This window comes from Algoriphagus sp. 10J20-15 (genome assembly GCF_055809615.1).
In genome coordinates this window covers 73,102-85,331 of the sequence record NZ_JBVVUG010000025.1, presented here as the reverse complement: position 1 = coordinate 85,331, position 12,230 = coordinate 73,102, and the positions used below count along the sequence as shown (strand labels likewise).

Below are 12,230 nucleotides of genomic sequence, written 5' to 3'. Positions count from 1 at the left end.
AGGTTATCTGCTTTGAATGCGGTTTTAACAATGTTTCCAATTTTTACCGCCATTTCAAAAATGTCACTGGAATGACACCTTTAGTTTACAAAAAACTATACATATCTTAATTAGAAAAATACGGAAGTTAAAAGAGCCCTAAAGCTCCCCTTCATCAGCAAAGGAATAATATACTTCTAACATTTTCTTCTAGTAAAATCATTTGTACAATGCCTGTAGAAAACATACCCAAGCCCCCTTCCTCTAAAAAGGGACATTCATTTAGAATGTAATCCACCGCTTTCTGTGCTTTACTGGCAGTCTCAATCAGTAGGTGATTGTCATTTCGAAGCTCGCTTTAACCAGTTTTGGATATAGGCTGCGGTGTTTTCCAACAGGTTTTGATCCAGTATCCGGGTATAGTTATTTAAGTACCCTGCTCCCATTTCAGCGATCAGTTCCTCTTTGCTGTATTCTTCAGATCCAAACTGCTGGGGATTTGAAACGCCTATCCTATCCAACCGGGAAGAATGTCCGGTACTATGTATGAGTTCATGGTAGAGTACCCCATAATATACTTCGTCGCTTGGAAACAAGCTCCTCTCAGGTAGAGTAATCTGGTCTAGATCTGTTCTGTAGTATGCCGAGGATCCTTTGTGGATTAATTCCGGAGCTCGGAGCATTTCTTCATATATCCTCTGGCATTCTTCATTTGTTGGAAGTTGCTCGTTAGTTATCACCTCTGGAAACTCCCAGTCTATTCCATCAATTTGCTCTATAGGAAATACCTTAAACTCTTTGAGAAAGCCGGACCTACTCAGCAATTTCAGATCATATTCTGCAATCTTGTCTTGAGGAATCACCTTTCCTGTTTTCTTATCACGAAAGGCAAAATTCCAGTAGCAGATCGGAAGTGCCTGGCTCCTTTCTTTATTCTACCTCCCAACGAGTTGGCCTGCTTGAAAGTCAGGTAATAGGGATACTGATGTCCACAGGATAATAACAGCCAGAGGTTAATCCCTTTATATGGTTTCCTGGTGAGGTAATTGGAGGGCATTCCCATCTCATGCCAAGGTTGCTTCCAGGGAATCACACCCTGTTCCAGTTTCTCGATAATCAGATCGGTAAACTTCTGGTAGATATCCGATGATTCTTTTGTCTGTCTTGAGTTTACAGCCTTATTTGAAAAGGCCTCCCGGTTCTTCCTTCTTACAGGAGTCTCACTTGTTGATCTTTTTCCTTGAATCTTCATAGTCTTTTGTGTTTTGGTTTGACAAATTCTTATGAAGCTGCACCAGCATGAAGCCCGCACTTAGTGCAAGAGGAAACGGAATAAACCAGCAAAGGCAAGAGCGCTGGCTTTATGCCGTAGTCTCTTGCCTCGTGTGATGGGATCAGGCTAAATTGGCGAAAGAAGGATTGGAAAAAATAAATTCTAATTCTAGGATATGAAAATTACCAAAAGCGATAACAACGATCTTCAATCAGGAAGAAAAGACTCTCAAAGATTCACTTACAGAATTTAGAAAATTGACCTGCTTCCCTCGATTACTTTCACGGATAAAGTCCTTTAGGCTTTTACTGGAAAATCCCGAATAATCACCAACAATCACTAAGCGAACTCTATAAGTCGAAAACTTCTGCAGGATATCTCCTGCCATTTTATTTTTCAGATCAAAAAATTCAGGTGCAATATTTTTCTGATGAAGGATTACATGATCAAAACCCTGATAATAAAGGTTACCTAATAAGTCCAATCCATCATCAGCACACTGAATTAGAAGATCATTTGAAATGACTTCTGCAATTTGAGTTTTACCAGCATTATGATTTATAATATCCATTTTTACTTTTTGCTATACTTAGAGAAAGGCATTAAAAGTTTTCAAGCAGGCATTTTCATTAATTTTCAGACTTAAACCCCATAGCTCATTTCATCTACAAGCATCAACCTTCCAGCCTCTTTTTAGTATTGCTGAATCCCATATTAAAAACTACTTCACATTTTTTGCTACAAGGTAAAAACTGTACCTGCTGGATATTGAATCCAATTCGTATTATTTGTAAGCCCCACTATTTCGACACAAGTTTACTATACTCATCTATACTTTTGAAAAACTTTGCTTTTATGTCAAGTAATACTGGAAATGACTTAATGACTGTTTTTAGTGAGGTTATCAGAGACAGGTATGAACGTGACCTAAGATCCTCTCAGAATCAACCCTGTTTTCCACTACATATTTTCGTCATATAGAAGATTGAATTTATGACCATCTGGGTCAGAAAACACACAAACGAAATAGCCATTTGTATCGTAAAATTCTTTTCTGTCTATGTTAGGATCCAAGAAAATTGTTCCGCCAACGTTTTCTATTTCCATCTCCTACTTACTTTCTACATAAAGCGAAAACATACGTTCATTTCCCTGACCTAAATCGGCCAGGTTTCCTTCAAGACTGGATTTGAGTTTTTCCTTTTCGAAAAAATGAATCATAAATCCATCCTCGCCAAAAAAGAAACTCACTAACTCCTTAGCAGGATTTCCATTTAATTAAAATCCAAGTTTCTGATAAAATTCGTGAGTTCTTTCAAACGAATCTACTCCTAGATTTGCCCAGATTTTCTTTGGTTTCATACTCCTGATAATTGTGGTTGGAAATCATTCATCGATTACTTGAGTTGATGCCCAATCCAATAAAACATCATGAAAACTGTGTTATTTGTACTGTGTAGCGTTAGACATCCTACTTTTTCTCACCGCAATTAAACATCCATTGAACACCAAATTTATCCGTACAAGAACCGTAGTAATCCCCCCAAAACATATCCTGAAGTTCCATAGTCACTGTCCCGTCCTTAGATAATGCAGTAAACAATTCCTTAGTCTCCTTTCTGGTGTCAGGCTGAAGATTGATGTTAACATTGTTCCCAAAATTCACGGTGAAGCCCATAGACTCCGGAGCATCAGTCCCCATCAAAGTATGTACGCCTAAGATTCTCAATTCAATATGCATAACCAGATTTTTATCCTCATCTGGCAAAGGAGGCATATCATCCTGAGGAGGAACATCGCCAAAACGCATTGGTCCACCACCAAAAAATTCTCCCCCGAAGACTGACTGATAGAATTTGAAAGCTTCCTCTGTATTTCTGTTAAAGTTCAAATAAGTACTTACACTTGCCATAGTTGAAAGGTTTTAATTGTTGAAAATTGATTACTTGATTTACAAATTTAAGCCCAATCATTTTTTACCACAGCCTACGTTAACGGCAAAGTAAGGGGTTGATCACGACATATCTTTAGGGTAAATTTGGATACAAAAACCAATCAATTTTAAAAATAACTAACTGATAAACTAACCATTAAGACATTATTCAGCAGGTATCGGGACAGATTAGACAAATAAAGATGAAACATATTTCCATATTGATTCCAGGAGGAGACTCCAGCGTTAGCAACTTAGAAGCTACCTATAAAATGTTCACGATGGCAAATGCCCATTTGGAGCGAGCTAAAAAGCCTCCCTTATTCGAGGTACACCTTGTGGGTACTTCACTGAAAAGTCAAACCAGCAACGGCATCTTTACAATCAAACCAGATACCTCTATTGAGTTGGTCGAAAAAACTGACCTACTTATAATTCCAGCCATTCACGGGGATATCAAAAATGTAATCGAATCCAATTCTGCATTTATTCCATGGATTGTAAAGCAATATCAGAGAGGAGCTCAAATAGCCAGTTTATGTATTGGAGCGTTCTTGTTAGCAAGCACCGGTTTGCTAGATGGAAAAAACTGTGCTACGCATTGGTTGATGGCCAAAGAATTCAGAGAAATGTTTCCAAATGTAAATTTGGTGGATGATAAAATCATCACAGATGAGCATGGGATCTATACGAGCGGAGGAGCTTATTCTTCTTTAAACCTAAACCTCTATCTAATCGAGAAGCTTATGGACAGAGATATGGCGGTGCTTTCTTCCAAAATTTTTGAAATTGACATAGACCGGGACAGTCAGTCCCCCTTTATCATTTTCAAAGGACAGAAAGAACACAAAGATGAGGAGGTCAAACTCGCTCAGGAATACATAGAGATGCATTATTCGGACAAACTTTTGGTAGATGACCTTTGCATGCGCTTTGCTGTGGGAAGGAGGACTTTTGAACGAAGATTCAAAAAATCAACCGGCAATACTATTTTGGAATATATCCAACGTGTCCGAACCGAGGCAGCAAAAAAAATCCTGGAAACGGGACATGATACGGTTAACCAAATTATATATGAAGTGGGATATAACGATCCCAAAGCCTTTAGACAGGTTTTCAAGAAAATCACTGGTCTAACACCCTTAGAATATAAATCCAAGTTTTACAAGCATGTTTCTTAATGGAGGAAGTCGATCAATAAAAAACAGCTGCCCTCGCTAAAGCTCTTTCAGGATATGAAATGAGATAGAATTTAAGTAGGCAGAGAGTTTACTAGAATAGATGTTATTGGTTTCGATTCCATTCATAGTAATCCTCATAATACCGAAAAAACAAGTATTAGTCAAATCAATTATCCCCTGATAATCAAATGCCCCAACTCCGGTGTGTCAAACACCCGCTCCATTTCAACCCTTATAATCTCCTCCACTTCTCTCTTTATACCCCGGTAGTTCTCCTCCACCTCTTCCTGGGTGATGTCTCTCACCATGGGAATAGGTCGATAGCCTTCTTCCTCGCGTTTCAGCGCTTTATGATCATTGATAATTTCCGCATGAAAAGCTTTCAGTTCTATCTTCTGATCAGGTGTGTCTGCCACCATCCCGACAAATTCACCAGAAGAAAGTGCTGAGATGGTAGAAGCAGGTACTGCCTGGTCCAATTGGGTGGATTTGCTAAGGGAGGTTTCCGAACTGTTGATGGAAATACTCTGCCTATTTTGGATAATCCTGCCAAATCGTTCTGATAGTTGTTTGGCTGTATCACCCAATACTTGACCGCTGATGAAATTACCCACCGTGTTCATAATCACATCCGCCTGTTCCCTGCCGTAATCCTTTCGAAGCTGGCTGTAATCCTGCACCCCTAGGCAAGTAGCAACTTTATTGGATCGAGCAGTGGCGATCAGGTTATCAATTCCATTAAAATAGATTGTCGGAAATTCATCGAAGACCAGACTCGATTTCAGTTTTCCCTTTTGGTTGACCAGCTTTACAATTCTTGAAATATAAAGCGAAAGCACAGCGCCATATACCTGCTGCTTCTGGGGGTTGTTACCCATGCAGATAATTTTAGGCGCATCAGGATTATTCAGATCGAGTGTGAATTCGCTCTGTGAAAGCACATAATATAGTTGAGGGGAAGACAACCTTGCCATTGTGATCTTGGCACTGGCAACCTGGCCCTCGAGTTGGTCAAAAGCTTTTTTCACCAACGCAGAAACAAAGGGATTGATCAGCACTTCAATTTCCGGTTCGGTACGCAGCACTGTAAAAAGCTTCTCATACTCCATCTGCATTAATTCAATCACATGGGGAAGTGTACAGAATCTCCCCCTTCTGTGTTTCTTGAGAAACCAAATGATGGCAGTCAAAAAGTTAATAGGACTCTCTACAAAGAAATCCCCCTGCTTGCGTATCCATTCCCTATTAAGACCCAACATAATGGTGCGGGCAGCCTCAGAAGCATCGGTAATATCCAGCATAGTATCCGGTTCCAAGGGATTGCAGCGATGGGTATGCGACAAGCGATCAAAATTGATCGTATAGAATTCAGGCTTTACAAAATACGCTGTATAATTACTCTGAAGGGTATTGTATGCAATTCGCGATAGATCGTCATACTTAAAATCATAGACAAACATGGAAAAGCCTTTTTTGATGTGCTGGGTAATCACATGACGGATAACAAAGTAACTTTTCCCTGACCCCGGTGTACCGGCCACCAATAAGGCACGGAAGGGATTGATAATATTGATCCATGATTTCCTGACTTTTTCCTTCAGTCGGTATTGTGCCTGCAGGTTCACCGAATATTCATTTTCCAGGCACCGCTCTTCTTGGGGAAATGTCTCGTTGAGATAATTAAAGACTCCCTGATCAAATAGGTTCTTAATCAACCGGCTCATCAGGGCACCTCCCCTTAAAAAAAGAATGAAACCGAGGCTTGTGACAGCTATGTAGATAATACTTATTGTATCCTCATTATTTGGTAGCAAAAAAACTAAAAAACTACCCAAATATATCAAAAAGCCACAGGTCAGTGGCCAGCCTATCTGGGCTATTCTAAGTTTATCTTCCTTCTTGCCTTTCGATCCAATTAACGAAATCAGCAAAAGACCCATCGCAAAAGCTTTGGTAATATAGAATTCATTGAACAGGCCCGTATCCTGAATATTGACCAGAATTCTTTCCGAAACAGGATGCGTAAGTCCCCATTGATCGAAGGAATGATAACAGTAGTAATAGCAATGCAGACACAGCATTCCTATACTGGCCTTTCTGGTCAGGTCTATGATTTTTCTTAACCCCTCTGTGTTTTCTCCGGTTTGCATCCACTGAGTTTATTGAATTCGCTTTTTGCGCTTTTTCTTTTTCTTTTGCCTCAACTCATAAGGGGTTGGGCCTTCCGGCTCGTAGGAATCCAAAGAAATATCCAGGCTGGGAATTCTTGTGGCAGGCTCAGGTTGTTGACCGCTTATTCTTTCTTCCTGCTTTATTTCAGGTGCACCAGCAATTGCAGCCCCCATCGAAAATCTCACAGCAAGCGCATTTGCCGCCAACTCCTTACCCAAAGCCGAACCATTGAACACCGATCGGCTGACATTGTCCACATAGGTTACCCCGTACAATCTACCCTCAGAATTGACCATGAATACAGGACGGATGCCTTTACTTCGCAGCTTGCTTGTAAGTTCTTGCTGGGATTTACTTGAGCCCAATGCACCCAGTACAGCCTCACGGATAGCATTTCTGTAAGGCTTACGGCTCTCTTTGTTTCGCATAAAACTTAATTCAAGCTTAGCCAAAGTAGGTTTGTTATAAATCGAACTAGCTTTGATCGGCACTCCGATCCTGTTTCCCTCTGGATCTAGAACAGAATAGACCAGCCCCATATTCTTAAACATGTCACTATCCGGTTCACCCCGATAGGCACCTACGTTAAATTGGCCCAAAACCGCATTAAGTTCACCTAAAGAAGTGAACCGATACGTTCTAATGACCTCTGACACAATATTGGAAATAGCTGCTTTTGTTTCCCGCTTGCCATACGTAGCTTTTTCCAATGGCTTAAGCAGATTAACATTTTGCTTCCGCTGCTCTTCCGCTTTTACAAGATGGTATCGCCGTTCAATTTCCTTTCGGGTCTGTTCTGACAGCACTTTGCCCAGGTTATGCGTTTCAATCCGTTTTCCTTGACTTGAAATATTGGTAGTCACTATATGTACATGGGGATGCGCTGCATCAAAATGCTGATAAAGCAAATACGGCTGATTTCCAAAACCAATTCCTATCAGGTAATCAGCTGCAATCTTTTGAAGTTTAAACTCATCCAGCTTATCCTTAGGCGAGAAGTTCAGTGAAATATGGACTGCGTTCGTTTTTGTTCTTTGATTCAACTTCTGCAGGTTCTCAAAGGATTGAATCTTTGCAGCCACGGTAATATTTTTTGTTGCAAACCCTCCCATTTGAACTATGCTTGCCTGTCCGTTTTTCACCTTTTGTTCATTGTATCGGATCACCCCTCCGATAGTCTTTCCGGTTATGATTTTAGCAACCAACTAGCGTAGAATTTTCAACCCTTCAATCACGCTATGTAGTGAATTTATCTTTGCTTTCGTTAGCTCAAAATGAGGTAACATTTCCTTCACGAAAAACTGACGTTCTTTTGGATCAGCCTGCAAATGAAAATAGTGGGTAATCTGATTGATATTCACCCCTATTTTATTCAGTTCATTCCTGAGAAGTCCCAATTCTACCAGAGTGTTTTCCATAGATTCGTTTCGCGTATTTATCGTTAGCTTCCTTTTGAAAAGGATATCCCGTACCAGTTCACTAATCGTCTGACAATAGGCACTCCTTTTCAGGAGAATTTCCAGTTTCTCAACTTCAGTTGGAGTAAATCGGACCGTCTTTCGTATAGGGTAGTTTACCGTTCTCTTTTTCATCGTTTACAGGATTATAAAATTCGACTTCGGAGAAATTTTATCCACTGCAACTCCGGCAGCGGTGGGCAAGATCGGATTGGCGTCAGACAATCCTACATCTTGCTCATTGCCAATACGCAATGCAAAGCCTACCCTCAATGGAAGATCGAATTGATCATGTAGAAAAATTTTTAACAAAGGCAAAACCCTCAGTTTTCAAGATTCCAGACCCAATCATCAGCGGCCATTATCCAATCACGGATAGCTGCGCCTGATTCATTACACCAGTCCATTCCCTGATAATAGAAATAGAATACTTCCGCTTCGGAAGCCGGAATATGAAGGGAGTCAAAGTAGGCCTGTACCTGTTCCAGAGTAGGCGGAACATTTCTGGAAAAACTGAGATTCTGAGCTTCGAGATTCATAACGATGTTCGTTTTTGATGAAGCTCAAATATGTGTGAGGATGGGCTGGAAAGGTTACACTGAAATCAGAATGGGGAGACGAAATTGGTTCGGAATAGGGCAATACATTTTAATCGCTCACTCCAAAATTGAGCGATTAAAGATCTAATCTATCACCAAAACGAAATTTTGCGAATACACTTTTAATTCTAGCTTTTATAGCGCAAACAATTATTCATCCTGAGTTATTTCGACTAAATATAGCCAAATAGAGCAGTTAAAAGTCCAGCATCTTGAATGCTTCGGTACCTTAGAGAATGATAGGTTTCTTCTCATACACCATTTGTATGTCCTTTCAACAAAATTGTGGTTAGCTCTGACACCTCATCAGGACCATACTTGATCTCCTTGGTGGCAGCATCAAACAATTCCGAAAACCATACACCTCCCGATAAAAAACTCCCATTGACATTAGCAAAAAACGAGCATCATCAATCCAAACATCAATTTGATTGACTTTAAATGAGCGATAAAAAGCATTGTCAATGTCAACCGCATGCTGCAATTAGAAAATACAACTTCTTCTTTTATCCTTTACATCAAACTAAAGCCAGACACTTTCAAATTCTCCAATTACAACTGCTATCATTTCATAGATCAGGACGTTTGGAGTGCCCACAAATATGATTCAGAAAACTGGGTGAAAGGTTTAGCAATTTTCAACTCTAGACCCAACAATGATACATCGTATGCACATACGCTTACTGCCATTGCCTATATGAATCTATGAAGATGTAAAGAAATGGGAGGATAGCTTCAACACTACACTTAGCGAAAATGAAAGGTCAGAAGAGTATGTCAGATTCAAGAAAGGAAAGGCTGAGGAATTGATAAATGCCTTGTCTAAAGTGTACCCAGGCTTTTCCGATTGTATCGAGAATTACTATAGTGCTACTCCTTTGACTCAGCGGGATTACATTGGAGCTATTGAAGGTGGACTATATGGGATAAAAAAAGATTACAATGCCCCGGTAAAGTCATTCATCAGTGCCAATACCAAGCTCGAAAATCTTTTCCTTACAGGCCAAAACATTATTCTTCACGGAGTGTTGGGAGTTACTATCAGTGCAATGGTCACCTGTCAGTTTATGCTGGGTAAAAAGTATATGGTAGAAAAGATAAAGGCGTTTGTCTAATGAGTTATTTTCATTAATCTTCTCTAATTCCAAGAGATTTTTTTTTTAATATTAGCACTAAAGCATTGTGCAATTGAGTTTTAAATACAAGTTGGTAATGATTGCCATTGACTGACAATGCTTAAATCACAGCAAAACTTTGCAATTAAAATTTCAATTTCCCCGGAAATATACAACCTGTTAATGAACAATTGGTTTGTTAGCCTAACCTTTTGACTGATTCAAAAGAGATAAATGAACCTCTGTCAGTAGCTCAACAGCCGATATCCAGTGGCAAGTCTCCATTTTATTGTATAGTGGATTTACATTTTCAATCACTATATAGGATCTGTTTTTGGAAACTCTTCCCCTTCTTCAGGGGGTAGCCCATCTCCCTTTCTTGGGAAATATGGATCTTCTTCTATCTCTTTTGGTGGATCTTCAACTGGAACTTCCTGCTCATCAGGCAAATACTCTTCTTCCTCTGGCACCACCTTGTTTGGATTGATTTCATCCAAATCCGGCAAAGGAATATTTTCATTTGGTGGGATTGGCTTACTTTCTTCTTTCTCAGCATTTGAAGCCGCAATTCCGCTATTTGAGACATAGGCAAGAAAACTAGCTGGATTAATAAAGATTTGTATAAATCTTCCAAGGAATTGTATATGAAGAATTGAAGTTGAGTACATCATAATTTCCATTATTTATATATATTATCATGAATACAATCTTTATACAAATTTCCTTACCATTTCTAATTCGAAGCAATCCGCATATTTGACAAAAACCATTGAATTAGAAATTCGATGTGGAGAATTTGCTACCACATTTTGGGTAGAGAATTTATCAACCGAATAGCGATATACTATACTTCCACATGTATATCAACACCTACTATTTAACTCCTTTATATGGTTTAACTCTGTTTCAGGGTGACACAGATTACTTTTAAAAAAGGAGCCTGTTGGAGGCTCCTTTTTATTATACATGATTTGCTGAGATTAGTTATACCCTGGATTCTGATACATTCGCTCAGGGTCAAGTTGGTATTCATCAAACGGAATCGGGTAAAACCTATCCTTGTCCGAGAAGTTCTGAAGATTTGCTACCCCATATTCAGACTGGTCCTTGTTTTTGAAAAACTGAACTAATTCCGGAATGGTAAAAGCTCTAAGAAGGTCATACCAGCGCTTTTGCTCAAAAGCCAATTCCACTCTTCGCTCATGTAGGATAGCCAGTTTAAGGGTTGGGTATTTCATTGCATAATCAGGGTTTTGCATTGCCTGCTCATACAAGGGAAGGCCTGCCCTATCTCTAACCTGATTTAACATAGCAATTGCTGCGGCTTCATTTCCTAATCGCTCATTCACTTCCGCCAGCAATAAAATCACATCTGCATAGCGCATCATGATATGGTCATTGCCTCCAAATCCATTGACACCTGCTGCATCACTTACATCACGGTATTTAGAGATAAAGTATTCCTGAACCCTGGAATCTTCTGCATAATTCACAGAGAATGTTTTTCTAGGATCATTTTCCTCGTATTCGTTTACCAAATCAAGGTTAACTCGGGTACCGCTGCCTGTAGCAGGTCTCTGGGAATTGATTGTTTCTCCCAAAGCCTGATTATTTCTGGCTACAGCAGAACTTAGATTCTGGTCTCCCTGACGGTAAACAATCTGGAAAATCAATTCAGGATTCGTAGATTTTTGATCCACATCGAATACTGATTCATAGCTGATTTCCTTGAGGTCACCAAACGTTCTTTTACTGTAGGCTGCTTCCAGGTTTTGCTTTGATAAGGTAAAATATTCGCTAGGACTCTTTCCCGGTATCTGATTACTACCCATAGTCAGATAAACCTCTCCCAGCAAAGCCAATGCTGCCACTTTAGACACTCTGCCTTTGCCCGATATGGGTTGATGATCCGGCAAAGAACTTGCGGTAGCCAATTCGAGATCAGCAATGATTTGAGCATATATATTGGCTTCTGCTTCCCTGAAAGTAACCGCCTCCAATTCATCTGGAGTCTTCACTTCTATCGTTACCAAAGGAACTGCGCCCCATTTTCTAACCAAATGATAATAAGCCAAAGCTCTCAGGTAAGTCGCCTGCGCAAGATGCGAGCTTTTCAAACTTTCGTCTGTATAGCTGACAGCTTCTATATTATTGATTACATAATTAGCCCTGGATACGATGGTATATAATGCTGACCAATGACTTTTCAGATAGGTGTTGCTGGGAATGAGGGAGAAATCTGTAAACTGAAATGGCTCCCCTGCACTCGATTGGTTGTCATTACGCCCCATGTCATCACTTCGCTCATCTATATAAACACTGCTACTTTCACCCAGAGCACTGTTACTTCGAATAGCTTGATAGATTCCGTTGACAGCTGCTTCCACATCTGCCGGAGCCTGTAAGAATTCATCTGCCGGAACTGCATTAGGATCCGAAAGATCCAGAAAGTCTTCTCCACAGGAAAAGAGTGCGCCCGTGCTGATGAACATAAGAAATATGATGATGTATTTTTTCATGA

Annotated in this window: 16 protein-coding genes; 4 read left to right on the top strand and 12 right to left on the bottom strand. The window is 39.9% G+C overall.

Annotated features, from left to right (window positions below; translation table 11 throughout):
* The first annotated feature begins 5 nt into the window (after positions 1 to 5).
* A complete protein-coding gene (locus AC0L6R_RS10345; RefSeq protein WP_473271135.1) occupies positions 6 to 110 on the top strand; it encodes a helix-turn-helix domain-containing protein in 105 nt (34 codons plus the stop codon).
* 210 nt (positions 111 to 320) lie between these two features.
* On the opposite strand, the gene AC0L6R_RS10340 is transcribed toward AC0L6R_RS10345, so the two are convergent.
* The 6 genes from AC0L6R_RS10340 to AC0L6R_RS10315 form a co-directional block, all read right to left on the bottom strand.
* A complete protein-coding gene (locus AC0L6R_RS10340) occupies positions 321 to 842 on the bottom strand; it encodes a zincin-like metallopeptidase domain-containing protein (RefSeq protein ID WP_473271128.1) in 522 nt (173 codons plus the stop codon).
* Complete coding sequence (locus AC0L6R_RS10335; protein WP_473271126.1) at positions 839 to 1,231, bottom strand: ArdC-like ssDNA-binding domain-containing protein; 393 nt, start codon at positions 1,229 to 1,231, stop codon at positions 839 to 841. The genes AC0L6R_RS10340 and AC0L6R_RS10335 overlap by 4 nt, the downstream gene beginning before the upstream one ends.
* A 232-nt stretch (positions 1,232 to 1,463) precedes the next feature.
* Positions 1,464 to 1,823 (bottom strand): DUF4180 domain-containing protein, encoded by a 360-nt coding sequence (locus AC0L6R_RS10330; protein WP_473271124.1) that lies wholly within the window; start codon positions 1,821 to 1,823, stop codon positions 1,464 to 1,466.
* A 389-nt stretch (positions 1,824 to 2,212) separates the two neighbouring features.
* Complete coding sequence (locus AC0L6R_RS10325) at positions 2,213 to 2,359, bottom strand: hypothetical protein (protein WP_473271123.1); 147 nt, start codon at positions 2,357 to 2,359, stop codon at positions 2,213 to 2,215.
* Between the two features lie 3 nt (positions 2,360 to 2,362).
* The gene (locus tag AC0L6R_RS10320; RefSeq protein ID WP_473271122.1) at positions 2,363 to 2,503 is read right to left on the bottom strand and encodes a hypothetical protein; all 141 of its coding nucleotides are present in this window, start codon (positions 2,501 to 2,503) and stop codon (positions 2,363 to 2,365) included.
* Between the two features lie 220 nt (positions 2,504 to 2,723).
* Positions 2,724 to 3,164, bottom strand: a complete 441-nt coding sequence (locus AC0L6R_RS10315) for a VOC family protein (protein WP_473271121.1) — start codon at positions 3,162 to 3,164, stop codon at positions 2,724 to 2,726.
* A 224-nt stretch (positions 3,165 to 3,388) separates the two neighbouring features.
* Between AC0L6R_RS10315 and AC0L6R_RS10310 the strand changes: the two genes are divergently transcribed.
* Positions 3,389 to 4,366 (top strand): GlxA family transcriptional regulator, encoded by a 978-nt coding sequence (locus AC0L6R_RS10310; protein WP_473271120.1) that lies wholly within the window; start codon positions 3,389 to 3,391, stop codon positions 4,364 to 4,366.
* 170 nt (positions 4,367 to 4,536) lie between these two features.
* On the opposite strand, the gene mobC is transcribed toward AC0L6R_RS10310, so the two are convergent.
* The 4 genes from mobC to AC0L6R_RS10290 form a co-directional block, all read right to left on the bottom strand.
* Positions 4,537 to 6,516, bottom strand: coding sequence for a conjugal transfer protein MobC (gene mobC / locus AC0L6R_RS10305; RefSeq protein WP_473271119.1), 1,980 nt, complete (start codon positions 6,514 to 6,516; stop codon positions 4,537 to 4,539).
* A gap of 9 nt (positions 6,517 to 6,525) precedes the next feature.
* Complete coding sequence (locus AC0L6R_RS10300) at positions 6,526 to 7,743, bottom strand: relaxase/mobilization nuclease domain-containing protein (protein ID WP_473271118.1); 1,218 nt, start codon at positions 7,741 to 7,743, stop codon at positions 6,526 to 6,528.
* Complete coding sequence (locus AC0L6R_RS10295) at positions 7,744 to 8,130, bottom strand: plasmid mobilization protein (RefSeq protein WP_473271116.1); 387 nt, start codon at positions 8,128 to 8,130, stop codon at positions 7,744 to 7,746.
* Positions 8,131 to 8,318: 188 nt separating this feature from the next.
* The gene (locus tag AC0L6R_RS10290) at positions 8,319 to 8,534 is read right to left on the bottom strand and encodes a hypothetical protein (protein WP_473271114.1); all 216 of its coding nucleotides are present in this window, start codon (positions 8,532 to 8,534) and stop codon (positions 8,319 to 8,321) included.
* A 535-nt stretch (positions 8,535 to 9,069) separates the two neighbouring features.
* Here AC0L6R_RS10290 and AC0L6R_RS10285 point away from each other — a divergent pair.
* Together AC0L6R_RS10285 and AC0L6R_RS10280 are read left to right on the top strand one after the other, a co-directional pair.
* Positions 9,070 to 9,303, top strand: coding sequence for a hypothetical protein (locus AC0L6R_RS10285; protein WP_473271112.1), 234 nt, complete (start codon positions 9,070 to 9,072; stop codon positions 9,301 to 9,303).
* A gap of 109 nt (positions 9,304 to 9,412) precedes the next feature.
* Positions 9,413 to 9,709, top strand: a complete 297-nt coding sequence (locus AC0L6R_RS10280; RefSeq protein WP_473271110.1) for a hypothetical protein — start codon at positions 9,413 to 9,415, stop codon at positions 9,707 to 9,709.
* Positions 9,710 to 10,026: 317 nt separating this feature from the next.
* On the opposite strand, the gene AC0L6R_RS10275 is transcribed toward AC0L6R_RS10280, so the two are convergent.
* Positions 10,027 to 10,380 (bottom strand): hypothetical protein, encoded by a 354-nt coding sequence (locus AC0L6R_RS10275; RefSeq protein WP_473271109.1) that lies wholly within the window; start codon positions 10,378 to 10,380, stop codon positions 10,027 to 10,029.
* A 309-nt stretch (positions 10,381 to 10,689) separates the two neighbouring features.
* A complete protein-coding gene (locus AC0L6R_RS10270; RefSeq protein ID WP_473271108.1) occupies positions 10,690 to 12,228 on the bottom strand; it encodes a RagB/SusD family nutrient uptake outer membrane protein in 1,539 nt (512 codons plus the stop codon).
* Between the last annotated feature and the right edge of the window lie 2 nt (positions 12,229 to 12,230).